This is a genomic window from Pigmentiphaga sp., assembly GCF_019689535.1.
In the GTDB taxonomy this organism is placed as follows: domain Bacteria; phylum Pseudomonadota; class Gammaproteobacteria; order Burkholderiales; family Burkholderiaceae_B; genus Pigmentiphaga.
In genome coordinates this window covers 1-24,428 of sequence record NZ_JADGHH010000001.1, presented here as the reverse complement: position 1 = coordinate 24,428, position 24,428 = coordinate 1, and the positions used below count along the sequence as shown (strand labels likewise).

General features: G+C 65.0%; 24 protein-coding genes, 1 tRNA gene and 1 pseudogene. 15 read left to right on the top strand and 11 right to left on the bottom strand.

Annotated features, from left to right (window positions below):
- Positions 1 to 39 precede the first annotated feature (39 nt).
- The 4 genes from nusA to scpB form a co-directional block, all read right to left on the bottom strand.
- Positions 40 to 1,518: a transcription termination factor NusA gene (gene nusA / locus IRZ12_RS00130; RefSeq protein ID WP_296462692.1), complete on the bottom strand. Its 1,479-nt coding sequence runs from the start codon at positions 1,516 to 1,518 to the stop codon at positions 40 to 42.
- Positions 1,515 to 2,015 carry a ribosome maturation factor RimP gene (gene rimP / locus IRZ12_RS00125; RefSeq protein WP_296462689.1) on the bottom strand — a complete coding sequence of 167 codons (501 nt, stop codon included), beginning with the start codon at positions 2,013 to 2,015 and terminating at the stop codon, positions 1,515 to 1,517. Before rimP ends, nusA begins: the two co-directional genes overlap by 4 nt.
- Before the next feature lie 481 nt (positions 2,016 to 2,496).
- Positions 2,497 to 4,161 carry a 23S rRNA pseudouridine(2605) synthase RluB gene (gene rluB, locus IRZ12_RS00120; protein ID WP_296462685.1) on the bottom strand — a complete coding sequence of 555 codons (1,665 nt, stop codon included), beginning with the start codon at positions 4,159 to 4,161 and terminating at the stop codon, positions 2,497 to 2,499.
- Positions 4,158 to 5,006 (bottom strand): SMC-Scp complex subunit ScpB, encoded by an 849-nt coding sequence (scpB, locus tag IRZ12_RS00115; protein WP_296462681.1) that lies wholly within the window; start codon positions 5,004 to 5,006, stop codon positions 4,158 to 4,160. Before scpB ends, rluB begins: the two co-directional genes overlap by 4 nt.
- Before the next feature lie 353 nt (positions 5,007 to 5,359).
- On the opposite strand from scpB, the gene IRZ12_RS00110 reads away from it, so the two are divergent.
- Positions 5,360 to 6,274 (top strand): DMT family transporter, encoded by a 915-nt coding sequence (locus IRZ12_RS00110; protein ID WP_296462678.1) that lies wholly within the window; start codon positions 5,360 to 5,362, stop codon positions 6,272 to 6,274.
- A gap of 19 nt (positions 6,275 to 6,293) precedes the next feature.
- On the opposite strand, the gene IRZ12_RS00105 is transcribed toward IRZ12_RS00110, so the two are convergent.
- On the bottom strand, positions 6,294 to 6,563 hold the full coding sequence (locus IRZ12_RS00105) for a DUF1488 family protein (protein ID WP_296462675.1): 270 nt from the start codon (positions 6,561 to 6,563) through the stop codon (positions 6,294 to 6,296).
- A gap of 225 nt (positions 6,564 to 6,788) precedes the next feature.
- Between IRZ12_RS00105 and siaA the strand changes: the two genes are divergently transcribed.
- The 7 genes from siaA (at position 6,789) to IRZ12_RS00070 (ending at position 13,128) form a co-directional block, all read left to right on the top strand.
- Positions 6,789 to 8,771 (top strand): biofilm regulation protein phosphatase SiaA, encoded by a 1,983-nt coding sequence (gene siaA / locus IRZ12_RS00100; RefSeq protein WP_296462671.1) that lies wholly within the window; start codon positions 6,789 to 6,791, stop codon positions 8,769 to 8,771.
- Between the two features lie 22 nt (positions 8,772 to 8,793).
- Positions 8,794 to 9,336 (top strand): biofilm regulation protein kinase SiaB, encoded by a 543-nt coding sequence (gene siaB / locus IRZ12_RS00095; RefSeq protein WP_296462668.1) that lies wholly within the window; start codon positions 8,794 to 8,796, stop codon positions 9,334 to 9,336.
- 15 nt (positions 9,337 to 9,351) lie between these two features.
- Entirely contained in the window at positions 9,352 to 9,729 is a 378-nt protein-coding gene (gene siaC / locus IRZ12_RS00090; RefSeq protein WP_296462664.1) for a biofilm regulation phosphoprotein SiaC, read from the top strand.
- A gap of 13 nt (positions 9,730 to 9,742) precedes the next feature.
- On the top strand, positions 9,743 to 10,528 hold the full coding sequence (siaD, locus tag IRZ12_RS00085) for a biofilm regulation diguanylate cyclase SiaD (protein WP_296462661.1): 786 nt from the start codon (positions 9,743 to 9,745) through the stop codon (positions 10,526 to 10,528).
- A gap of 133 nt (positions 10,529 to 10,661) precedes the next feature.
- Entirely contained in the window at positions 10,662 to 12,674 is a 2,013-nt protein-coding gene (locus tag IRZ12_RS00080; RefSeq protein ID WP_296462658.1) for an FUSC family protein, read from the top strand.
- Between the two features lie 61 nt (positions 12,675 to 12,735).
- Positions 12,736 to 12,812 (top strand) — tRNA-Met (locus IRZ12_RS00075).
- Between the two features lie 94 nt (positions 12,813 to 12,906).
- Entirely contained in the window at positions 12,907 to 13,128 is a 222-nt protein-coding gene (locus tag IRZ12_RS00070; RefSeq protein ID WP_296462655.1) for a DUF333 domain-containing protein, read from the top strand.
- 18 nt (positions 13,129 to 13,146) lie between these two features.
- Here the strand turns inward: IRZ12_RS00070 and IRZ12_RS00065 are convergent, their stop codons facing one another.
- Positions 13,147 to 13,488: a hypothetical protein gene (locus tag IRZ12_RS00065; RefSeq protein ID WP_296462651.1), complete on the bottom strand. Its 342-nt coding sequence runs from the start codon at positions 13,486 to 13,488 to the stop codon at positions 13,147 to 13,149.
- 263 nt (positions 13,489 to 13,751) lie between these two features.
- Here IRZ12_RS00065 and IRZ12_RS00060 point away from each other — a divergent pair, with 263 nt between their 5' ends.
- The 5 genes and pseudogenes from IRZ12_RS00060 to IRZ12_RS00040 all read left to right on the top strand — a co-directional run bounded on the left by IRZ12_RS00060 (position 13,752) and on the right by IRZ12_RS00040 (position 18,032).
- A complete protein-coding gene (locus IRZ12_RS00060; protein WP_296462648.1) occupies positions 13,752 to 14,369 on the top strand; it encodes an NUDIX hydrolase in 618 nt (205 codons plus the stop codon).
- A 23-nt stretch (positions 14,370 to 14,392) separates the two neighbouring features.
- Entirely contained in the window at positions 14,393 to 15,157 is a 765-nt protein-coding gene (aat, locus tag IRZ12_RS00055; protein ID WP_296462646.1) for a leucyl/phenylalanyl-tRNA--protein transferase, read from the top strand.
- Positions 15,154 to 15,864, top strand: a pseudogene (locus IRZ12_RS00050) (arginyltransferase); the annotation flags it as partial. The gene aat and the pseudogene IRZ12_RS00050, both read left to right, overlap by 4 nt.
- Before the next feature lie 127 nt (positions 15,865 to 15,991).
- Entirely contained in the window at positions 15,992 to 17,032 is a 1,041-nt protein-coding gene (locus IRZ12_RS00045; RefSeq protein ID WP_296462640.1) for a quinone-dependent dihydroorotate dehydrogenase, read from the top strand.
- Between the two features lie 202 nt (positions 17,033 to 17,234).
- On the top strand, positions 17,235 to 18,032 hold the full coding sequence (locus tag IRZ12_RS00040) for an IclR family transcriptional regulator (RefSeq protein WP_296462637.1): 798 nt from the start codon (positions 17,235 to 17,237) through the stop codon (positions 18,030 to 18,032).
- A gap of 67 nt (positions 18,033 to 18,099) precedes the next feature.
- On the opposite strand, the gene pbpG is transcribed toward IRZ12_RS00040, so the two are convergent.
- From pbpG to IRZ12_RS00025, 3 genes are all read right to left on the bottom strand, one after another.
- Positions 18,100 to 19,203, bottom strand: a complete 1,104-nt coding sequence (pbpG, locus tag IRZ12_RS00035; RefSeq protein WP_296462635.1) for a D-alanyl-D-alanine endopeptidase — start codon at positions 19,201 to 19,203, stop codon at positions 18,100 to 18,102.
- Between the two features lie 247 nt (positions 19,204 to 19,450).
- Positions 19,451 to 20,446 (bottom strand): tripartite tricarboxylate transporter substrate binding protein BugD, encoded by a 996-nt coding sequence (locus IRZ12_RS00030; RefSeq protein WP_296462629.1) that lies wholly within the window; start codon positions 20,444 to 20,446, stop codon positions 19,451 to 19,453.
- 98 nt (positions 20,447 to 20,544) lie between these two features.
- On the bottom strand, positions 20,545 to 21,408 hold the full coding sequence (locus IRZ12_RS00025; RefSeq protein WP_296462624.1) for a DMT family transporter: 864 nt from the start codon (positions 21,406 to 21,408) through the stop codon (positions 20,545 to 20,547).
- A gap of 281 nt (positions 21,409 to 21,689) precedes the next feature.
- Between IRZ12_RS00025 and IRZ12_RS00020 the strand changes: the two genes are divergently transcribed.
- Entirely contained in the window at positions 21,690 to 22,256 is a 567-nt protein-coding gene (locus tag IRZ12_RS00020; RefSeq protein ID WP_296462621.1) for a phasin family protein, read from the top strand.
- A gap of 20 nt (positions 22,257 to 22,276) precedes the next feature.
- Here IRZ12_RS00020 and IRZ12_RS00015 read toward each other — a convergent pair whose 3' ends face one another.
- A complete protein-coding gene (locus IRZ12_RS00015; protein ID WP_296462618.1) occupies positions 22,277 to 23,086 on the bottom strand; it encodes a molybdopterin-binding protein in 810 nt (269 codons plus the stop codon).
- Positions 23,083 to 23,862 (bottom strand): EI24 domain-containing protein, encoded by a 780-nt coding sequence (locus IRZ12_RS00010; RefSeq protein ID WP_296462615.1) that lies wholly within the window; start codon positions 23,860 to 23,862, stop codon positions 23,083 to 23,085. The genes IRZ12_RS00015 and IRZ12_RS00010 overlap by 4 nt, the downstream gene beginning before the upstream one ends.
- 86 nt (positions 23,863 to 23,948) lie before the next feature.
- Here IRZ12_RS00010 and IRZ12_RS00005 point away from each other — a divergent pair, with 86 nt between their 5' ends.
- A complete protein-coding gene (locus IRZ12_RS00005) occupies positions 23,949 to 24,329 on the top strand; it encodes a thioredoxin family protein (protein ID WP_296462612.1) in 381 nt (126 codons plus the stop codon).
- Positions 24,330 to 24,428: the final 99 nt, after the last annotated feature.

Genomic DNA, 24,428 nt, shown 5'->3' with positions numbered 1-24,428 from the left:
TCTCTTCCCCGGTGTGGCTGATCGACGGTATGGGTTGGCTCAAGCCTGCTCAAACCAGTGCGCACGGGCACGTACGATGAGCTGCTTGGCTGCCTCTGCGTCGATGCCTGTCAATTCGGTCAGCTCGTCGACGGACAGGTCCGCGAGGTCGTCGCGCGTGTACACCTGCCCTTCCGCCAGCTTGGCGGCCAGCTCCGGCGTCACGCCCTCCAGGCCCAGCAGGTCCTGCGCCGTCTCGACCCGCTCTTCCTGCGCGATCGCTTCGGTCAACAGTGCGTTGCGTGCGCGATTGCGCAGTTCATTGATCGTATCTTCGTCGAACGCTTCGATTTCCAGCAGTTCCTGGATCGGCACGTAGGCGATTTCCTCCAGGCCGGTGAAACCTTCCTCGATCAGAATGTCGGCCACTTCTTGGTCGACGTCCAGCTTGGTCATGAAGGTCTCGCGCAGGGCATTGTGCTCCTGCTCCTGCTTGGCCTGGCTTTCTTCCGGCGTCATGATGTTGATCTGCCAGCCGGTAAGCTCGGAAGCCAGGCGCACGTTTTGGCCGCTGCGGCCGATTGCAATCGCCAGGTTGTCCTCGTCGACCACGACGTCCATCGCGTGGCGATCCTCGTCGACCACGATGGATTGGACGTTGGCCGGAGCCAGCGCGCCGATCACGAACTGCGCCGGATCCTCGGACCATAGCACGATATCGACCTGTTCGCCTCCGAGCTCGTTGCGCACAGCCTGCACGCGCGAACCGCGCATGCCGACGCACGTGCCGATCGGGTCGATGCGGCGGTCGTGCGCCACGACGGCGATCTTGGCGCGCACGCCCGGATCGCGGGCCGCGCCCTTGAGCTCCAGCAGGCCCTGCTCGATCTCCGGCACTTCGTTTTCGAACAGCTTCGCAATGAACTGCGGCGCGGCGCGCGACAGGATGATCTGCTGCCCGCGTGCCTGGCGGTCGATGCCCTTCAGGTACGCACGCACGCGGTCGCCCACGCGCAGGTTTTCCTTCGGGATCATTTCCGAGCGCGGCAAGCGGGCTTCGATCTTGCCGATCTCGATGATGGCGTCGCCCTTGTCCATGCGCTTGATGGTGCCGGAGACGATGGACTCGCCGCGCTCCAGGAAATCGTTGAGCAGTTGCTCCCGCTCGGCATCGCGGATTTTCTGCAGGATGACCTGCTTGGCGGCCTGCGCGCCAATGCGCCCGAACTCGATGGGTTCGAGCGGCTCTTCAATGTATTGCCCCACTTCGATGTCGGGATCCACGTCGCGCGCGTCAGACAGCAGCGTCTGCTGGTCCGGCATCTGCAGACCAGCCTCGTCAGGCACGACGAGCCACCGGCGAAACGCCTCGTGAGAGCCCGTGTCGCGGTTGATCGCGACACGGATATCGACATCTTCTTTGTAGAGCTTCTTCATGGCGGAAGCCAGCGCGCTCTCGAGTGCGCCGAACACCACGTCGCGCGTGACATTCTTTTCGCGCGCCAGCGCATCCACCAACAATAGAATCTCGCGGCTCATCGCTTTTTGCCCCTGAAATTCAGAACCGGATCCAGCTTGGCGCGCTCGACCTCGTCGAGCGTAAACCGCAAAACCTGGATCTCCCCTTCCTTTGCTTCGAATTCGATACCGAACGTCGCCGGTTCGGATCCCGTACCTGCGTCGCCGTCCGGATCGGATTCCGGACCGACCAGCGTGCCAATGAAGACCTTGCGGCCCTCGAACGGCTGGCGCAGCTTGATTTGCGCACGCTCGCCGGCAAAACGCATGAAGTCCCTGGCGGTGCGCAACGGCCGGTCGATGCCGGGCGAGCCGACTTCCAGCCGCGCGTAATCAATGTTTTCGACCTCGTAGACGCGCGACAGTTGCCTAGACACCGCCTCGCAATCTTCTATGCGCACTCCGCCTTCCTTATCTATCGTGACACGCAGCAGCCCCTGCCCGGCGCGTTCCACGTCGACCAGTTCAATCCCCATCCCAGCCAGGGATTGTTCGGTAAGCTGAAAAAGATCTGCCATGCCTCGTTATGCGCCCTCGTTCGTAACCGGCACGCATCGCATGCCGCGTACCCGCCGCAGTCCATCGTCCGGCAGATGCCGACGGCCCGACGGACGCGAACCGGAAAACCAAAAAAAAATGGGCTGCACGGCCCAGCCCATTTTGCGACATCGCCCGGACCGAGCGCAGCTGCGCTGCAAAGTACCGAACGCTCGCCTGTTCTGTTGTCGGAGGACTCAACCGAAGACCAGCCTTGGGCACGGATGCCGAAAGCCGCCACAGCCGGAGAACCCTCCCGCCATACACACACTGGTGGCCCGTCGCCCAACAAACGCCAGGGCATTGCAGGCCGCCACCATCGCGCAAGGTGGAATCACTGAAACCGGCTTGGAAAGCGGCTATTCGTGCACTGGACCCTAAACGCGGTGTCTAGCCTGTAAATGTTAAGCTAAATTGGCCTTTTTTTCAAGCCAACACCGCCATTTCGCCAATAGATGCCGCTCAGCGTCCACGCCGGGCGCGCCCGGCAACGCCCCCTAGGAAGCCCAGGTGCGACTCGTGGGCCGACGGGCTGCGGGGTTGGCGCTCGTCCGCGCCGCGTGCCCCACCCTTGCCCGACTTGCCCCGGTTGCCGGACTTGCGGCCGCGCTGCGCTCGGCCGTTGGCGGAAACGTCGCCCTCCGGCTTGACGCCCGGCTGCCCCGGGCGGGCAGCCTTCTTGCCGCGCTTGCGGCCGGGCCCGCGCTCCGGCGCGACATAAGGATGCCCGTTGGGCAACCCGCCGGCGAAGCTCAAGCCCGTGCCGAAGGGGTCGGAAGGAAAGGTTTGGTTCAGGGCGACCACTCCGGCCTTGCCGCCCTGGAGCCGTCCTTTGCGCCCGATGCGCGCGCCATGCATGCCGTTCTGGGTGAGCGTGCCAAAGCCGGGCGGCAGCGCCGCTTCGTGGGAAACAGGCTGGGCGCCCCGGCGGCCGCGCCGACCGCCTTCGTCATCGGCCCGGATCAGCCCCAACTGCACCTGCAGGGCGGTGACCAGCGCCGGATCGAGCTCTTCCCATCGCCCGCGGCGCAGGCCGCGCGGAAGGGAAATGTCGCCGAAGCGGGTGCGCAGCAGGCGGCTCACGACCACGCCCTGCGATTCGAACATGCGCCGCACTTCGCGATTGCGCCCCTCCTGGAGCGTGACGCGGTACCAGCGGTTGGCGCCTTCGCCGCCCAGATACTCCATGGAGCCGAACGACGCCACGCCATCGTCGAGCTGCACGCCCTGCAGGAGGGCATTGCGCTGCTCCTCGGTCACCTCGCCCAGCACGCGGACCGCGTATTCGCGCTCCAATCCGTAGCGAGGATGCATCAGGCGGTTGGCGAGGTCGCCGGAGGTGGTGAAGATCAGCAAACCTTCCGTATTGAGGTCGAGGCGCCCCACGGAAATCCACTTGCCGTTCTTGATCTTGGGCAGGCGGGAGAACACCGTCGAGCGGCCTTCCGGGTCGTCCTGCGTGACGATTTCCCCGGCGGGCTTGTGATACAGCAGCACACGCGGAGGCCGCGAGGCATTGCGCCGCTGCACCAACTTGCCGTTGACGCGCACTTGGTCGTTCGGCCCGACGCGCTGACCGATATGCGCGGGCTCGCCGTTGACCGAGACGCGGCCGGCGATGATCAGCTCTTCCATTTCGCGCCGCGAGCCTATGCCTGCATCGGCCAGCACCTTGTGCAGCTTGGGCATGACCGCCTCGCTCGCGAGATACTTGCTCAGGCGGCGCTTCAGGTCCGGCGCCTTGTCTAGGTAGGACAACGCCTGCTCGGCTTCCTTTTCCGCTGCCTTCTGCTCTTCCGGACTCAACTCGGGCAACGCCGGCTGCATCGCCTCGGCAACGCCCTGCGGGGGCAATTCACCACGGTTCGACTTGGTTTTTTTCCCGTTGCGGGATTTGCGGCGGGGAGCCTTGGCTTCCCCGCCTGGCGAGGAGGGAAGATCGCCTTCGGCGGTGGGGGCCGCCTCCGTTGCGGGCTGCGCCTCTTCGGCGGGCCGGCGGCGGCGGAATGGCGTGCGCAAATTCCGCCGCCCCCGCGCCTTTTCCTGCGTGGGAGCGCCTGTCTCCAGCGGAACCACGGGCGCCTCCACGCTTTCGGCAGCGGGCATTTCTTGCGTTGTGTCGTTCATCTATAGTCTTCGTCGCTTGTCTTCGTATCGGAGGACGCACCGTCCTCGGCGCCGGACGCCGGCTCGGCGTCGGGCGACTGCATGTTCGTACTGTCAGGGCCGGCTTCCTCGACTGCAGCCCCCGGGTTCGCGCCCGGTGCATCCTCATGCGCAGGGGCTGCGGACATTTCTGCCTCGGGCCCGGGCAAACCGGAAGCCGCGGCCTGTTCCTCCCCGACTTCGTCCTGGGGCTGCGCCTCTTCGTTCGCGGCTGCCGCAGCGCCCGGGTCAGCGGCGTCCACGGCCAGCGACAGATCGCCCGAGCCATCCAGGCCACTCAATGCCGCCACAGACTCGGCTGACTCGAGCGGAGGCAGCTCGTCCAAGGCCTTCAGCCCCAAATCGTCCAGGAACTGGCGCGTGGTGCCAAACAACGCCGGCCGGCCAGGCGCATCCCGATGCCCGATGACCTCGATCCAGCCGCGGTCTTCGAGGGTCTTGATGACTTGCGAAGATACCGTCACGCCACGGATCTCTTCGATGTCGCCCCGCGTCACGGGCTGCCTGTAAGCCACGATGGCCAACGTTTCCATGACCGCCCGGGAATACTTGGGCGGCTTCTCCGGATTCAGCCTTTCGAGATAAGGCCGCATCGACGGACGGCTCTGGAATCGCCAGCCGCCCGCCAGCGCAACCAGTTCTATGCCCCGATCGCTCCACGCCTCGCGAATATCTTGCAGGAGGCCACGGATCGTGTCGTTGCCGACTTCATCGGCAAACAGCTTGCGCAATTCCGACAACTGCAACGGTTCCTGCGCGCACAAGAGCGCAGTCTCCAGCACGAGTCTTGCCTCGCTGGTGTTCATGAGCGTGTGATCAAACGGGCGTAATCCGTATGATTCCCAATACGGGTTCTGATTCTTTAGAGCAATGCGGCCTGGACGGCCGGCTCGACCGACCTTCTGGGCGAGCGGGCTGAGTTCTACGTTATGCTGAACCGGCCTGTGATGATGCAAGAGCGATCTCGGCACCGGCTTGTGATGGCCGCCGGCATTGGCTGCCCCGCTCGTTGGCGAGAGCGGCCGCTCTTGCAGCGGTTCTAGTGTAGCGCCTGGCCGCGGTTGTCACAAGCTTTCGAAAATCCCCAGGAGAGCCAAGGACTTTCCGGCCGCCGTGCGCCGGACAGCCGGCGGACCTCCGCCATTGCCTGAATTCGCCCATGCTGTTTTCCCGACTCTGGAACTCTGCTTATTTTCTACTCACCGCCACGGCCCTGCTCTGGTCGGGAAACTTCATCGTCGGACGCGCGGTCGACGGCATCGTCCCGCCCATTGCTCTCGCGTTCTGGCGCTGGGCGGGTGGAACGGCGATCCTATTCGTGCTATTTCGCCACCACGTGCGGGCCGACTTGCCCGTCATCAAACGCCACCTCCCCCTGCTGCTATTACTCGCGCTGCTCGGCATCGCAGGATTCAACACGCTCGTCTATATCGGATTGCAGGACACCGCGGCCGTCAACGCCTTGCTGATGCAGTCAGCGGTGCCCATGGTTACGCTGTTGCTCTCCTTCCTGCTGCTGGGACAAAAAACCACCCTGTTGCAAATCGCGGGCGTGGTCGCCTCGCTCGCCGGCGTGGCCACCATCGCCACGCGCGGGCAGCCGCAGGACGTCATGGCGCTGGCGCTGAACCCGGGCGATGCATGGATCATCGCCGCCGTCATCGTCTGGGGCCTCTATACCACCCTGTTGACGCGGCGCCCGGCCATTCATCCGCTCAGCCTGCTGACCGTCACCTTCACCTTGGGTGCGCTGATGCTGCTGCCGCTCTACGTGCGCGAATACCTGCAGGGCGCGCGCATCGCCGCGGGGCTGCCCGGCATCCTGGCGATCGGCTACGTCATCGTATTTCCTGGCATCGTCGCCAACTTCTTCTTCAATCGCGGCGTGGAACTGGTGGGCCCCGGCACCGCCAGCTTGTTCACGCACCTGATGCCGCTTTTCGGCACGCTGCTCGCGGTGATCTTCCTCGGCGAGCGCGTCCATGCTTTCCATTTGGCTGGCGCACTGCTGATCGCGGTGGGCATAGGGCTGGCCACGGCCGCCAAGCGGCGCACCGCGGCCAAGGCCTCGTGAACGAAGCCGTCCAGGGGAATCAGTTGCGGAAGTCGCCGGTTCCGAGCTGCACGATGCCGCTGGTCGGAAGGCGCGCCGTCTCGCTGGCTACCGACAGAATCTCCTGCCGCCCCCGGTGGAACGCCGCCAGCAACGCCTCCGGGGAAGAGTCGGCAGCGCCGAAGTGCTCCCGCAGCACGTCTGCGGAAATCTCGAACTCCTGGCATTTCCGGCCCTCGAGCCGGGCGGTGAAGCGAACAGCGCCGCCGAGTACGACCGGCCGGACCTCTTTTGCAAGCTCCGTCGTCATAGCCTTGTCTCCGGTAAGCGTGAGTCTGTCATTCGCACGTCGCGATCTTCGACTCTAGGCCGTTCAGCGCCGCCCGTCCACCCACCGGGGCGTAACGGGACGTATAACCGGAAACTTAGCGCAGGCACCGCCACTCGCAACGTTTCGTTGCATGTGCCGTGCGTACCCGGCACAATCGCGGCTTTTGCGGCAACGTCGCGTTGCAATCGTCCGGGGAAATTCGTCATGAGCGCGCTGGGGCTGAGGGGAAAGTCATTGCTGGCACTGCTTTTGGCCTGCGCCCTCGCATTGCTCCCCGCAGCACTGCTCGCCTGGCAGGGCATCAATACGGTCAGGGAACACTTCGGCCTTGCGTACGCCCGAAACCATACCCTGCTCAGCCTGCAGAGACTGCTCGCGCCGGTCATGCGCGAACTGGTCCTCGCCCAGCGCATGGCAGGCTCGACACTGACCCTCGAGTGGCTCCGGGATCCGGCCGATCCCGCCAAGCGCCACCGTTTTTTCCAAGAAGCGGAAGGCTACCTGCGCGACTTCGCCGACCATTCCTATTTCGTCGTCGACGGCACCCCGGCGTATTACTACAACGCTGCAGGCCAGCCCACCCTCGAGACACCGCACTATAGGCTGCGGCGCGAAGAGGCCAAAGACGCCTGGTTTTTCTCGACGATGGAGGATCCCTCCCCTTACGACATCCAGGTGGATCTCAATTGGAAACTCGGCCTCACGAAGGTCTGGTTCAACGTCCAGGTGCGGGACGGCGACCGCAAACTGGGCATGGTCGGCACGGGCCTGGACCTCACGACCTTCCTGGACCGATTCCTCGAGGGGGACGGCCCGGGCGTGACGCCGGTGATATTCGACCGCGAGGGCAACATCGTTGCGCATCGGGATCGCGAGCGCATCGCCTTCAAGTCCATGTCGGCCGAAGAGGCCTCCCGCCGCTCCGTCCTGAGCCTGCTCGACCCTGGACCGGGGCGGGAGGCACTCCAAAAGGCCATCTCCGACGCCGCGACCGCACCAGGCGAGACGGTTACCCTCTTCGGCCGCCAGAACGGCGCCAAATCCGTCGTCGCCTTGACCTACCTGCCGGAGCTGCGTTGGTACGTGCTGACCGCCGTGGAGCTGAACGTCGCCAACCTGATCGGCTCCCAATGGCTGGTGCCGGCCGTCTCGTCCCTCGCGGCAGTCATCGCGCTGCTGGTCCTGGGCTTCGGCTATGCCGTCGACCGGCTGGTGCTGACGCCGCTGCGCCGGCTGCAGCAAACCGCCCAGGCCATGGCGGCAGGCCGCTATGACGTCAAGCTGCCGCAACAGGGAAGCGACGAGATCGGCGAGCTGAGCCGCGCCTTCGGCATCATGGCGGAAAAAGTTCGGTCGCACACGGCGGAGCTGGAAATGCGGGTGCAAGAACGCACGCAGGCCCTGGAAGAAGCCAACCGCCGCATCATCGCCACCCATAAGACCATCGATGACTCCATCGACTACGCGAGCCTGATCCAGCGCGCCATCCTGCCCGATCGCCAGCTGGTGCAATCGCTGGGATCACGCCACTTCGTCATTTGGAAACCGCGCGACATCGTCGGCGGCGATTTTTACGTGTTCCGCGCCGATGGGCAGAACTGCCTGCTGGGGGTCGTGGATTGCGCCGGCCACGGGGTTCCCGGTGCCCTCATGACCATGCTCGCGCGGGCCGCCATCGACCATGCCATCTCGGAGGCCGGCCCCCGTGACCCAGCCGAGATCCTGGCGCGCACGGACGCCACGATGCGGTCCATGCTCCAGAATGCCGAGCTGCCGCGCGCGCCGGCCACGAACATGGATGCGGGACTCGCCTATGTTGATCGCCAGGAGGGGGTGCTGTATTTCGCCGGCGCGCGCATGTCCCTGTATGCGAGCCGCGGCGATGAAGTGGAGGAATACAAGGGCGGCCGCCGTTCCCTGGGCGAACGGCGCGTGGGCCAATACGCGAATACCACGGTGCCGCTGGCCGGACGCACCTTCTACTTCGTCACCGATGGACTCCTGGACCAATCGGGCGGGGAACATGGGTTCTCGTTCGGCAACCGTCGCCTGATGGATCTGCTCAGGAAAGTGGGCGGCCTGCCGCTCGACGCCCAATCCCGGGCTATCGGCCAAGCCTTGGTAGACTACCAGGGCAGCCAACCGCAGCGCGACGACATCACCATTTTGTCATTCAAGTTTGAGTAGCCACCTTTGCGCGGAGTCACGAATGGATTCGACCGATTTGTTCGCAATGCGCGAGGCGTTCAACCGCGACCGCATCATGCTTTGCTTCAACGGGCCGATCTCGCGTAGCCTGATCGAGGAGATCGGCAACGCCTTGCGCAATTACCTCGAGGCGGAACACGTCCAGCCCTCCGCGGCCATGGACGTCTTCGGCGCCTATATCGAGATGACCCAGAACATCCGCCATTACGCGCTCTCGCATGGCTACGCCGAGCATGAAGCCACCGCCACGGTGGTGGTCGCCCACAAAGAAGACGGCCGCCACGTGGTTTCTGCCGGCAACGTGGTCGAACTGGCGGACGGGCGCGCCCTGGTCGAACGCATCAACGCACTGGCCAAGCTCGACAAAGCGCAGCTCAAGGCAACCTACAAGGAACAGCTGCGCAAGCCCCGCGACGCCAACGCCAGCACTGGCGCCGGGTTAGGGCTGATCGACATTGCCCGCAAGGCCAGCGAGCCGCTCGTCGCCTCGTTGCGCGAAACCAGTTCCGGACGGGGTTTTTTCAGCCTGCGGGCCGTCATTTGAGTAAAGAGCACGTGCATGAGTAATTTGACGATCCCTGGTAGCCAGTCCACTCCCGCCATCAATGGAGATTGGGAGACAGGCGTCCTGACCATGTCGGGAGACTCCTATCCGGAAAACTCGTTCGACCTGTTCAACCAGGTCATTGACTGGGTCGAGCGCTTTTTGGCGCAAACCCGGAAGCCGCTGACGCTCGAATTGCATTTGCTCTACTTGAATACGAGCAGCGTCCGGGCGGTCATGGACGTCTTTGACCTCCTGGAAGAAGCGCACCAGGCCGGACACGAAGTGGCTGTCAATTGGCACTACGACCGACGCAACGAGCGCGTCGCGGAATTGGCGGAAGAATTCCTGGAAGACTGCAGCTTCCCTTTTTCCATCATCCCCCACGATTGAACCGCCCGCCATCATGAAACGCGACACCGACCTTTGCCAGCGCATCGAGCGTCTGCTCGCCATGCCGGAGTACCAGGGGCACCCGCTCCACGAGGCCCTGGGCCAACTCTGGCAGGCTTATGTCGACCAGTCTGCGCGGCTCGAACGAGTCACGCACATTTCCGACCGCTACCAAGCGCTGGCCAAGGAGCGGGAAAACGATCTCGACGAACGTTTTCGCAAACAGTTGCGCAAGCTGGAAAAACTGGCCCGCATCTCCGACCATTACCAACGGATGATGCAAGACCTGAACGCGGCGCTCAGCGATGCGTCCAAGCGCGACGTGCTGACCGGATTGCCCAACCGCCGGCACCTCTTGCAAAAGCTGAAAGAGGAAAGCGAACGCTCGGCACGTTCCGGCCGTCCTTTCTCGGTAGCGATGCTGGACATCGATCACTTCAAGCAAATCAACGATACCCTGGGGCACGCGGCCGGGGATCGCGTCCTGGCAGGCGTCAGCCGCATTCTCGAATCCTCGCTGCGGGAGAACGACTTGTGCGGCCGCTGGGGAGGCGAGGAATTCATGCTGGTGCTGCCCGATGCATCTCCGGACGCAGCCCAGGCCCTGGTCGATCGCGTTTGCCAACGGATACGCAGTCACGCATGGGCCCCCGATAACCCCAGGACCGTCAGCGCCAGCGTGGGGGTCAGCACCCACCGCCCAGGCGAGCACTATTCCGAGACCGTCGAACGCGCAGACGCGGCGCTGCTCGAGGCCAAGCGCCGCGGTCGGGATTGCGTGGTGATCTCCCCCGACTGACCGGATGCAGGCAAGCACCGCGCCTGCACGCCGTACCCTCTATAATCGTCACCACGACCTGCTTGACGGGTCTGCATAGCCGGGCGCCACGATCCGGCAGAGCTGGAGGAGGCTCAGTTTCGATGGGCCATCGATGCACCGCCAGCTTTTCCGCTTATTCCCTGCATTACGCTTTCCTTCGCCTCGCAGCTATGCGCTGCGCCTGGCGGTCGCCGTGCTGTCGGCAATGGCGCTCGCCCATGCAGCGCCTTATGCGAACCCTTGGTGGACCGCCATGGCAGTATGGATGCTCGGCCAGCCGACGCGCGGCCGGGCCATCGAACGTGCGGTCGCCCAATTGTTCGGCGTCGCGGCCGGCGGCCTCGCCGCCATAGCATTGACTGTAAGCACGCGAGAAGCACCCGCCCTGCTATTGCCCGCGCTTGCCGCATGGACCGCCGTGTGCTGCGGCACCAGTAGCCTACTGCGTGACCAACGCGCCCATGCTGCCGCATTGGGTGGCCTCATGGCGACGATGGCGGCTGTCCTGACGGATGGCACGCCGACCGCCGTCGCCCTTTTTGGGCTGGCGCGCATGCTGGACACGGGCATCGCCATCTCTGCTTCGCTGCTCCTGGTCACGGCGTGGAATCCTTCTTCCTGCGCCACCGCCGCGATCGAGAAAGCCGATGCGCTGGTGCGCGAAGCACTGCTTCGCACGGCCGCCACGATTGCGATGCCTGCGCAGCACGACACCCCGGCGCCGGACCGCGCTTTCGCCGCCTCCCTGGCCGAGCTCGAGGCTGCGGCAGAAGATGGCATGGCGGGATCGCTGTTTCTTCGACGTCGCCTCAAGCCTTTGCGCGAACTGCTCAGCGCGCTGCTGGACCTCATCGCTTTGGCGCCCGCCCTGCACCATCGAGCTGCGACGCTGCGCAACGAACGCAATGAAGATTTGCAGCAGCTGGAGGCCAGCCTGTACGACCTGGCGGAGACCCTCGAGGCAGGGCGCGGCATGCCCCTTGCCGTCGTGCGCACCGCAACGCGGCAATTGCGGGGAGCCGACCCGCTATGCGACGCCTGCCTGGAAGACTTGGAGCGCACGCTGGCAGCCATCGCGACGAGTCATCGCGCCATGACGGCCTCATTGCAAGACACTCCGTCGGCCACGCCCCTCGCCCCGCCGCTGGGGCCGGCAAGCGTGAATGTGCGCCAGGCGGCTTTGCGCGCGATGGCGGTATGCGCCTTGGTTGCAGCCGGATGGATCGCCTGGGGGGAACACACTGCGCAACTCATCCTGCTGGGCGCCAGCCTCTTTGTCGCCGCGGCCGGAGCGTGCGACCGGCAAACATCACTTGCCCAGTGGCCACTCGCCGGCATCGCCGCGGCGTCCGCCCTGGGTTGGCTGATCGGCATCGCGCCCAAACTCCACGAAGCCTGGCAGCCGATCGCATGGCTCGTCCCGATCACCTTCGCCGCTGCAGCCATCCAGGCGGACCGGCGCACCGCGTGCGCCGGCCTCTCGTTCAACATGCTGTTCGCGGCACTGGTGCAATGCCCACGCATCCTGGCCGGCGGAGCGGGCACCGAGACATGGATACTGATGGGTTTTGCGGCGACGTATTGCGCCTACCTGTACTTGACTCCAATCACGAGAGGACATCGCCGCCTACTTCAACAGCGCGCGATGCGTGCCGAGATTGCCGCCATTGCACGCCACATCGATGCGCCACAACGGGCGGCCCGCCACCTCGCCCGGCTGCGCTTCTTGATCTTGGGCATGACGCGCGAGCGGGACGCGGCCGCCATCGATGGCGCCATCGCTTCATTGACGCTCGGCCAGGCAGTGATGCGCGCGGGCGCCCTGCTCCGCCGATCGCCCGGCGCTGCGGAAGCCACGTGCTTGCGCGATGCGCTGCATGTGATGGGCAAGCCGCAGGCCACTGCTTGCGAAATCATCGATACGCTGCAACGCTACGCTGGCGAATCGCGCACCCATGCCGCGCACGGCGCGTCCGCACCGGCGCGCCACTTCCAGGACACCGCTGCGCACCTGTCCTTCTACGCGGCGCGCGCGCTCGCTGCGGGGCGCGATCGAACTGGGCGCCCCATGGGCGTCGCGCCGGTGCCGCCATCAAACCCTGTCACATCCCAGGAGCGCGCATGATGCGCTCGACGGCTGCGGTTTGCATTGCCAGGAAGACCGATATATAATTTCTTCATGCAGACGCGGGGTGGAGCAGTCTGGCAGCTCGTCGGGCTCATAACCCGAAGGTCACAGGTTCAAATCCTGTCCCCGCAACCAAATTCGAACGGCCTCGATTGCCCAAGCATCGAGGCCGTTTTCTTTTCCAAGCGCACTCCATGCGCCTTGCCCGAGCCCCCCAGGAAGAACGTTCATGAAACCGCTCGCCGCTGCCCTATGCACGCTCCTTGCCGCATGCACGTCGCCCGGCGAACGAGGACCGATCGGCATGGCCAATCCGGCGTCCGTTTACTGTCGCGAGCAAGGCGGCACGCTGCGCATCGTCGACACCCCAACCGGGCAGGCCGGAATGTGCTTGTTCGCGGATGGGACGACGATCGAAGAATGGGAACTGTATCGTCGCGATCATCGCTGATCACGACGGTTGAGCTGGTCAACGACTGGCTGGCGTGCGACTGTCCTGCGTGCCCGCGCCGCGTCGATTGTCGGGACGGGCTGGTTCATCGGGGCCAGTCGTGCTCGGTTTGTTCGCGGTCGGATCCTTACCGCCTTTTCCCGCTCCTTCAGGAATGCCGGTGCGCATGCCACCAGTCTGCGCCCCGGACGGGAGCTCTTGCGCGCCTTTTTGCTCCGCCCCCGTGTCATGCGTCTTGCCGCGGCCTTGCGTGGGCTTGGCGGCATCGAGTGCGTCACCGGAAGAGCGTTCGCCGGCCAGTGCCAGCGGCGGAGCCAGCACCAAGGCCGCACATAGGAAATAACGAGTTGCTCGCATCATGCCTCCTTTTGTTAGCAGTGGCGATTGCAGCAACGAACGTTCCCGATGGCTCATCCTGCCGCCGGCACCCACGCGCCCAGCAACTCCTATAATGCGCACGGTGCGCTGCGCGGGAACCTCGACGCAGGCCCGCTCCCGGGCCCTGCGGGCATACCCCAGGTCTCGCATCGACGCCGAACAGGTTACGTATACTTGAGGTAGGAGATCTCACGATTTCCCGCAATTGCCGGAGCGCTGCGCCGCCTCGGCCCTCTGGACACGCCATGACCGCTTCTCCACGCGCCATTACCTACTTCCCGGCCCCGCGCTCTCAACGCTACTGTTCCCAGTGCGGCAACCTGCTGACGCGCCGCATTCCCGAGGACGACAACCGCGTACGAGACATTTGCGACCAGTGCGGGGCGATCCACTACCAGAATCCGCGCATGGTGCTCGGCACCATCCCCGTGTGGGAGAAGCAGGTCCTGCTCTGCCGCCGCGCGATCGAACCCCGCCACGGCTATTGGACCCTCCCGGCCGGGTTCATGGAGCTCGGGGAAACCACGGCCCAGGGCGCCGCGCGCGAAACCCAGGAAGAAGCCGGCGCCCGCATCGAAATGGGGCCCCTGTTCGCCGTACTGGACATCCCCCACGTCGACCAGGTCCACATTTTCTACCTGGCCCGGCTCACCGACCCCCAGTTCGAACCCGGGCCCGAAAGCCTGGAGGCTCGCCTCTTCAATGAAGAGGAGATCCCCTGGGACGAACTCGCGTTCCGATCGGTCTCCACCGCCCTGAAGCTGTTCTTCGCGGATCGCGCGCGCGGGGCGTTCCAGGTCCACAGCGATACGCTGCTGCGCGGTCCGGAACCCGTTTACGCGTCTTCTGCGCCCGCCCCTTGAGCCCGTCACCGTCTCGCTACCGCATGCCGGCCCTGCTGGGGCCCGATACGCCTTTTCCTCCGCTCGACCAGGCCCTGGAAGATCCTCCAGGACTGCTGGCGGTCGGGGCCGACCTGTCCGTCGAGCGACTCAGGGACGCCTACGCGCGCGGGATCTTCCCGTGGTACCTGCCGGGCGAACCCATCCTGTGGTGGAGCCCGGATCCGCGCATGGTGCTATTCACCGATCGCTTCGCGCCGTCCCACTCCCTGCGCAAGAAGCTCAGGCAGATCGAGCGCCGTGCGTCGGTCGAGGTCCGCGTGGACACCGCGTTCGACGAGGTGCTGCTGGCCTGCGCGGCGCCGCGCAGCGAAGAACGGCCGGCGACCTGGATCACTGCGCCCATGCAACGCGCCTATCGCGCCTGGCATGAACTGGGCGAGGTCCATTCGGTGGAAACCTGGGTGGACGGCAAACTCGCGGGGGGACTGTACGGCGTCTCGCTGGGCAGGGTGTTCTACGGCGAATCGATGTTCGCCCGGGTTTCCGATGCCTCGAAAATCGCGCTCGCGTATCTGGTGCGGTTCTTGCGGCGCCACGGGGCCGACGTCATCGATTGCCAGCAGGATACGCGGCACCTCGCCTCGCTCGGGGGGACCGTCATTGCACGCGCAGAGTTCGAGCGGCTGATTGTAAAATCCGTCCGCCTGCCCCCTCTTCCGTGGCGACCCGGCAGGCTGCTTCCGAACGGCGAAATCGTCGACCTGGATACCCCTCCCGCCGCGGCCTCTCCGGCTGAACGCGCATGACGCACCTTCGAGAACTACCCTTCGCCGCGCTGCAGTTCTATGCGACAGCCCCCTACCCGTGCAGTTATCTGGGGGACCGCATGGCGAGGTCGCAAGTCGCCACCCCGAGCCACCTCATCAACGCGGACGTCTATTCCGAGCTGGTGCGCCTGGGATTCCGCCGCAGCGGCGTGTTTACCTACCGCCCGCACTGCGACAGCTGCCGCGCATGCATCCCCGTGCGCATACCAGTCACCCGCTTCCGGCCCAACCGCACCCAGGCCCGCACCTGGAAACGCCATTCAGATCTCCAGGTATTCATCGCCGAGCTCGCCTATTCCGCCGAGCACTATGCGCTCTACCAGCGCTATCAGTCGACTCGCCACCGCGGCGGCGGCATGGATCAGGACAGCCGTGAGCAATACGCCCAGTTCCTGCTGCAAAGCCGTGTCAACACGCGGTTGGTCGAATTCCGGGACCCGCAGGGAAGCCTGCGCATGGTCTCCATCATGGACATCCTGTCCGACGGACTGTCCTCGGTCTACACCTTCTTCGACCCGGACCTGAAAGGCAGCCTCGGCACCTGGAACATCCTTTGGCAGCTGGAGCAATGCCGGCTGCTGGAGCTCCCTTATCTCTACCTGGGTTACTGGATAGAACAAAGCCCGAAAATGGCCTACAAGGTCAATTTCCGCCCCATAGAAATGCTCGTCAACGGCGAATGGCGGGACTACGCAGGCCCACCGCCCGGCAAGGCTTCCGTCGCCCTCGTCGACACTTCCCGCCTAAAGACTCCCGACCGGGACGGCCATCTCAACGATGTGCCGTCTTCCCCCAACTGACTCGATTCCACCCATGTCCGCGTTTTTCCGTGCCTACCCGCTACTGCGGCCCGCCCTGTTCGCCCTTGAGCCCGAAACCGCCCATGCCCTGACGCTCACCGCGCTGCAACGGCTTCATGACCTGGGGCTGACCCGGCGCGCCCCTACCCCCGGCCGCCCGGTCGAGCTCATGGGATTGAAATTAGCCAATGGGGTAGGCCTGGCAGCCGGCCTGGACAAGAACGGAGCGCACATTGACGCGCTTGCTGGCCTGGGCTTCGGCTTCATGGAAATCGGCACCGTCACGCCCCGGCCGCAGGCCGGTAATCCGCTGCCGCGGCTATTCCGCCTGTCCCCGGCTGAAGCCCTGATCAACCGCATGGGCTTCAACAATGACGGACTGGACGCCTTCCTCGCGAACGTCCGCCGCAGCCGTTACCAGGCCCATGGCGGGATCCTCGGCCTGAACATTGGCAAGAATGCCGACACGCCCATGGAAAAGGCCGCGGATGACTACCTGGCCGGACTCTCGGCCGTATATCCGCACGCCGACTACGTCACCATCAACATCTCGTCGCCCAATACGAAAAATCTCCGCAGCCTCCAAGGGGCAGACGAACTGTCGCAATTGCTGTGCCGGCTCGGCGAAGCGCGCGACGAACTCGCCTCGCGGCATGGCCGGCGCGTGCCGCTTGCCGTCAAGATCGCGCCCGACCTGGACGAAAGCCAGATCGACGCCATTGCCGAACTGCTGCCGCGATACGGCATCGACGGGGTGATCGCCACCAACACCACCCTCTCGCGGGACGCCGTCCGGGGCTTGCGCAATGCCGACCAAGCGGGCGGCTTGTCGGGGCCGCCGGTGCGAGAGATGTCGCTGCGCGTGATCGAGAGGCTGCGGCGCAGCGCAGGCTCCTCCCTTGCCATCATCGGCGTAGGCGGCATCACGGAGGGTCGGCACGCCGCCGACAAAATCGCGGCCGGCGCCGATGCGGTCCAGCTCTACACCGGCCTCGTCTACCGCGGCCCCGCCCTAGTCAACGATTGCGTTGCCGCGCTGGCGCCTGGACGCTGAGCCGCGCAGCCGGCCAGCGCGCTCCGACGAATGGTGCGATGCAATAAACCTGACCGGGCGGCGGTATACTCCGGGAACAAAAAATGGGCTGCTGCATCGCGGCAAGCCCACCCCATCAAGGTGAGGTCGCGTTTACGACATTTCACCATATGGGATAAACTAGCATCATCGCGTAGAGACTCAAATAACAATGCCCAGAGCCATGACTTCCGAGGAGGCGGCTTTAGCGCCTTCCTCCGCGGCTCCCGCGCCGCAGATCGCCATCCAAGTGCTCGAACGCACCATGCGTCTGCTCGATGCCCTCGCCCAGCACCCCGATCCGGTTAGCCTCAAGGAACTCGCCCAAGCAACCGGCCTGCACCCCTCCACCGCCCACCGCATCCTGAACGACCTGGTCGCAGGACGCTACGTCGACCGCGTGGAAAGCGGCATGTATAGCCTGGGCATGCGCCTGCTCGAGCTCGGCCACCTGGTGAAGGGCCGGCTCAACGTCCGCGACGCAGCCATCACGCCGATGCGCACGCTACACCGCCTCACCGGGCAAACGGTCAACCTGTCGGTCCGGCAGGGAGACGAAATCGTCTACATCGACCGCGCATACAGCGAACGCTCCGGCATGCAGGTCGTGCGCGCCATCGGCGGCCGGGCTCCCCTGCACCTTACGTCCACGGGCAAGCTGTTCTTGTCCGCCGACGATCCCCTGCAGGTGCGCGCATACGCAGCGCGCACCGGCCTGCACGGACACACGGCCAACAGCCTGACCACGCTCGAGGACCTCGAGCGCGAACTCGAAGAAGTGCGCGCCAAGGGCTACGCGCGGGACAACGAAGAACTCGAAATGGGCGTGCGCTGCATCGCCGCGGGCATACGCGATGACACCGGCAAGCTCATCGCCGGCCTCTCCATTTCCGCGCCGGCGGACCGCATGCAGGACAGCTGGATCGATACGCTGGTGGAAACTGCCAGCCAGATTTCGGACGCCCTGGGCTACGAGCCCTGACCGGCGCCCGCTACGCCCGGCGGCACCGGGCCGCGGCTGGCCGTGCCGCCAGCCGCCCCCGCGAAGCTTACATCGCGCCGATTTCGCGCTGCACCCACTGGCGAATGCGCTGGGCGTCAGCCGTGCGGGTCAGCGAGCCGACGGAATCAAGCAGCACGATGGCCAAGTCGCGGCCTCCTATGGTCGCCAGCATGACGAGGCAGCGGCCGGCCTCGTTGATGAAACCGGTTTTCGATACGCTGATATCCCAATCCGGGCGTGCCACCAGGCGGTTGGTATTGCGGAAGGTCTGGGGCCTACCCTTCACCTCGACCACATATTCAGTGTCTGTCGTGTAGTGCCGGATCAGCGGATGCCGGGCCGCTTCGCGCACCAGGACGGCCAGGTCGCGCGGGCTCGAGACGTTTTCGCTGGACAGCCCCGTGGGTTCGACGTAGCGCGTGTCTTGCATGCCCAGCGCGGCGGCCTTGGCATTCATGGCTTGCACGAAGGCCGGCAGGCCGCCGGGATAATGGCGGCCCAGCGCATTGGCCGCCCGATTCTCCGACGACATCAAGGCCAGGTGCAGCATGTCGGCCCGCGAGAGCCGGGTGCCGACCGCCAGGCGCGAATGCGTGAACTTGTGGGTGTCGATATCTTCGGACGTAATCTCGAGTTCTTCATCCAGCGGTTGCCCCGCCTCGATCACGACCAGGGCTGTCATCAGCTTGGTGATCGAAGCAATGGGCGCCACGGTATTCTCGTTCTTGGCAAACAGCACGTCCGACGAGGCTAGGTCTTGGACGAAGGCCACGCTGGAGCGAACTGCCAGATGGCCGTCGTCGAGCTCGAGCGAGGAAGCAGGACCGTACGAAGCGCGCTGTATGCCGGCCGCGGCTTCCTTGTGCGCAACCGGCTTGGCAGCGCGCTTTTTCCCCGCCGCGACCGGTTTGGCCTTCTTGGCGGAGGCAACCTTGGAGGACTTGGCAGGGGCAGTCTTGGAAGACTTGGCGACCTTGGCCGGCTTCTTGGAGGAACGGGCCTTCCCCGATGCCGCCTTCTTGGCCTGCTTGGCTTGCGACGCGGACGAGGTAGCGGCGTGGGCCACCGGGACGGCGGCGGGAAGGATAAACGTGGCTGTGAGGGCGCAGAGCAGCGAGATCGATAAAATGCGGTTCCTGATGCGCGCCATGTTTCCTCCGGTAACGACTCGGCCCAGGGGTGGCAGCTTATCAGATTTTTCCGCGGAAATCTCTATTAAATGAACGACTTAGCTCGCTTTTTTTAAGCTTCTACTTAAAAACCGACTGCAAATATTGCAAAGCCCGGCACAGGCCGGGCCTTGGCTTTCCAGGAGCCCATGGGCGACGCTCCGAAACACGCCTTGGCAGGGTAGCTGCCGGGCTACCGGAGGCGTCGCGCCTGGGCGGTGCTCGGCGTCAATCTGCGTAGACACCCGCCTTCTTGATCACGGCGCCCCACTTGGCGGTCTCGGACTTCACCAGCGTGTCGAGGGCGGCAGGCGTGGCCTTGTCAGCCAAGACGATGGCGCCGAGCTCGCTCATGCGCTTCTGGAACGCGGGATCGTCCAAGCCAGCCTTCAGTGCGCTCTGCAGCTTGGCGACCACGGCGGGCGAAGTCCCCTTGGGTGCCCACAAGCCGTGCCAGATGCCGACCGAGAACCCCTTCAGGCCGGATTCGTCCAGCGTGGGCAGGTCGGGCAGGCTCGGCACCCGGCTCGTGCTCGTCACGGCATAGGCCTTGACCTTGCCGGCCTTGATTTGCCCGGTGGTGTTGGTAGTTTGGTCGCACATGAAGTCCACCTGCTTGCCCAGCAGGTCGTTCATGGCCGGCGCGGTGCCTTTATAAGGGATGGTCTGGAACTCCGTGCCGATGGAGCTCATGAACATCAGGCCGCACAGGTGCGAGGCCGAGCCGATCCCCGCGTTGGCCATGGAGAGCTTGCTGGCGTTGGCCTTGACGTAGTCGAGGAACTCCTTGATGTTATTCGCGGGGAAGTTATCGCGCGCGACTATCGTCATGGGCACGTCGACCGTGAGCCCGATCGGTTGGAAATCGTTGGCCTGGTCGTAGCTCAGCTTGCGATAGAGCGCCGGCGCAGTGGAGAAGCCGATGTGCATGAGAAGCACGGTATAGCCGTCGTTCGGCGCCTTGGCCACCCTTGCGGTGCCGATCGTGCCGCCGGCACCGCCGACGTTCTCGACCACCACCGTTTGGCCGAGCGACTTGCGCATGGCTTCGGCCAGCGAGCGCGCCACCACGTCGGTGGGACCACCGGCCGCGAAGGGAACGATCATCGTCACCGGACGGGTGGGATAGTTCTGCTCCGCCGCGTGCGCAGGCGCGAGGCCGGCCACGCCGGCCAGGACTGCGGCCGCGATCGCCGCGGGCGCTGCATTTTTTTGAAGGCCCATTTTTGTCTCCTGCTCGTGAAAGGGTGCCGCGGGAGACGACTCCCGCGACAGTGAAAAGAGTGTAAGGGATCGCAATCTGCGCGCGAGAACGAATCTCCCTATCGTTTCCCCTGAGTCCACGCCACAGCGAACGCCGAGATCGCCATGCCGGCCAGCATGGTCAGGGTGAGTGGCTCGTCGAACGCCGCCCAGGCCATGAGCGCGGTCACGGTCGGCGTCAGATACATGAGGCTCGCCACCCGGGTGGCGGCACCGCGCCGAATCAGCAGGAACAACAGGCAGATCGCGCCGATGGACAGCGCAAACACCGACCAGGCCCACGCGCCCACGAAGGACCAGGTCCACTCGACCTGCATCGTTTCGAACACCCAGGCGGCCGGCGCAACGACGGCCAGCGATGCGGCAAACTGCAGCACCAGGCCGGCGCGCAAGTCCACCCCGGGACAGAACCGCCTCTGGTAAATCGTGCCGGCGGTGATGGAGACCAATGCCCCCACGGCAAACGCCAGCGCCCGCCAGGTGAGCCCGTCGCCACCGAGGCGGTTCTCCACCACCAACGCCACGCCCAGGAACCCCAGTGCCAGCCCGATCCATTGGCGCATGCTGGGCGCCTCGCCCATCCAGCGGCCGGCCACGCCCGTCAGCAGGGGCTGCAGGCCCACGACCAGCGCGGCCAACCCTGCCCCCATGCCCTGGTGGATCGCCGTCCAGACGCCGCCGAGATATCCGGCCTGGAGCAGTACGCCGGCCACGGCGACATGCAGGCTTTCTCGACGCCCTGGCCACTGGATGGACAACAGAAACGACAGCGGCACCATGACGGCGAGCACGCCCGCGAACCGCGCGGCCAGGAAGGTCATGGGCTCGGCATACGGCAGCCCAAAGCGGGCGACGACGAAGCCCGTGCTCCAGATAATGACGAAAAAGGGTGCGATCAAGCGGGACAGGAGCGGAGAACCCACGGCGCGGCCTTCGGTATGGGACGCCGAAGTGTAGCGGGACACCGCCCACGCGCGCTATGTGCAGAGCCCTTTGGGCCCCCTTCCGCTGGCGGGGAAGGCGCCTGACGCATCGCAACAATCCACAGGGGAAAAAACTTGACTTTCCCCACAGTACACCTACAATAGTTTTTGTGCGATGCAGCAATCGACATCGATGCGCATTGACGGATCGGGCTGTTTGGGGGCGTACTTCCCTGGTTTCCCGGTCGCCTCGTCCTAGACAGTCCACAAGGAGCCCAACTATGTTCGCTACCCCTGAACGCGCACTGGCCTCGCAAAAAGCGGCCTTTGAAACCCTACTCACCGCCCAGAACACCGCGTTCGAAGGTTTCGAAAAACTGGTCGACCTGCACCTGAAGGTTACCAAGGCCACGTTCGAAGAAGCGTCGCTGAAGGCACAAGAAGCCTTTGGCCTGAAAGACGGCCAAGAAGTGTTCGCCTTCGTCTCCTCGCTGGTCCAACCGAGCGCCGAGAAGGCGGTCGCCTACGGCAAGCACGTTTATGACATCGTATCTGGCGTGCAGACCGAATTCACGCGCCTGGGCGAAGCGCAGCTGGCCGAACAGCACCGCCAACTTGCCGAAGCCGTCGACCAGCTGGCCAAGAACGCGCCGGCCGGCTCGGAAAGCGCCATCGCGCTGGTCAAGTCCTCGCTCGCCACGCTCACGTCGGCATACGAGTCGGTGAGCAAAGCGGCCAAGCAAGCGGCGGAACTGGCCGAGTCCAACCTGAACGCGGCCACGAATGCCACGTTCAAGGCCGCCGCCGACGGCCGCGCAGCGCGCAGCCGCAAGGCCGCCGCGGCCTAAGCCCTGCACGCAAGACCCGATTACTCGGCGGCGTTGAACAGGCCGCCGAGCCGGCGCACCTCTTCGCGCATGCAGGCCAGCGCCTCGGCCGCCGCGGCCGGCTCGCCTTTGACACCCAACTCGATGTGGCGGCGCTTCCCGTCGCCTCCCACGCTGGGCAGGCTGAACGCCTTGACGTCGGGCCAACGCCGCTCGATGGCCTCCATCACCGGCGCGATGCGCGACTCTGGCAGCTCGAACACCATGAATGAATGCTCGACGTGCGGCACCGCATGGTGCAAGCCGGCATAACGGTTGTCGAGCGTCCATTCGATCATCGGCCAGGCCATCACCGGAAAGCCCGGCACGAAGGTGTGGTCTCGTATGAAAAATCCCGGAATTTTGTTGTAGGGATTGGGCACGATCTCGCTGCCTTCCGGAAACTCGCCCATTTTCAGGCGCCGCTGGTTTTCCGGCGTCGTCATGTCGGCGCTGCCCGAGCCCTCGGCGGCCGTCTCCGCGCAGCGCTCGGTGATCAGAATCCGCGCTTCCTCGTGCAATACCAGCGGTACGCCCAAGGCAGCCGCCGCGGCTTGGCGCGTGTGATCGTCGGGCGTGGCGCCAATGCCGCCGCACGAAAACACAATGTCGCCACTGGCAAAACTGCGACGCAGCGCGTCGGTGAGCGCCTCGCGGTCGTCGCCCAGGAACTGGGCCCAGGCGAGCCGCAGGCCGCGCGCGCCCAACAGCTCCACGACCTTGGCGAAATGCCGGTCTTGGCGGCGCCCGGAAAGAATCTCGTCTCCGATGATGAACAAGCCGATACGGCGAGAAGCAAGCGATGCGTTCATGACGTGGTCTCGCTACGCAGGCGGCGCAGCGCCTCGAGTGCAAAATGCGAAAACAGGAGCGCCGAAAACACCGGCAGTATGAACCAGGCGGGAGGCAAGAGGTTCAACAGGGAACAGATCAGCCCTAACGCCCAGAATCCCCGATTGTGCCGCGCGAGCAGCAGGCGCCGCTCTTCGGGCGAAGCATGCTCGATCATCGCGTCGAGCCGGAGCATGCGAGTAAAGGCAAAAGCCCACCAGGCGATGGGCAGCAGCACGGCCAGTGGAGGAAGCAGCCAGAGCGGCATGGTGAACAGCCAGCCGAACACGAACAGCGTCGTGACCCACACGGCATTCCAGACGCTCGCGACCGTCGCATTGCGGCCACGCCGCTCCAGCTCGGGGTAGTCGTTCTTCTCCAGATTGCGCAGCACCAGCGGCATGATGAGCACCGCCGCGACCACGAGCCCCAGGATGCCCGATAGCGGCAGCAGGATCAGCGTGGCCACGACGGGAATCAGCCACAGCTTGAGCGAGGCGATCCCCACGGCGACCAGCACGCCGTCCAGATCGCTCACGAACGGAATCCCGAACAGCGTGCCTTGCAGCCATTCGGTAAGCGGTGTCCAGAAGAACCAAATCAGGGCGATCGCCGCGGCCAAGGCGACCAGGAAAGGCAGCAGCAACGCAAGCAGCATGGGCCCGCGGAACTGCGATACGACGGCCCGGCCAAAGGCCAGGCCGACCCCCTGCAACCCCGCGCTGGCCGCAGTGCGTTCATCGGAAGAGGAAGCCATTCGATCTCCGTGATTTCAGTCACGGTTGCAAGTATGACGCAAGGCGCAGGCATAATGGCTACCAAAACCCTTACGTCACTCACATCATGGCCGTCTACTTTCCCGACACCGGCGCCGGTGAGCTCGCGCGGCGCCTCGATGATCCGCAAACCTTGCTGGTCGCGTGCCTCTGCGCGGCTTGGTGTGGCACTTGCCGCGAATACCAGCCCAAGTTCGAGGAACTGTCCGAGCAGTTCACCGATCACGTGTTCCTCTGGGTGGACGTCGAGGAACACCCCGACCTGCTGGACGATCAGGACATCGAAGACTTCCCCACCCTGCTGATCCAAACCGGGCACCAGACCCTCTTCTATGGCCCGATGCTGCCCCACATCGGCCACCTGCAGCGCCTGCTCGAAAGCCTGGAGACCGACAGTCCGGCCCCCAACCTGCCCGGCGCGCCGGAGCTGCGGCGCGCCCTCACCTAGGACGCTCGAAAAGCGAGGCGGAAAGCGTCACTGCTGCGTCGCACCTGGCTCGGAAACGGCCCCGCCCCCGGTGCGCCAGGGGTCTACGCAACAATGAAT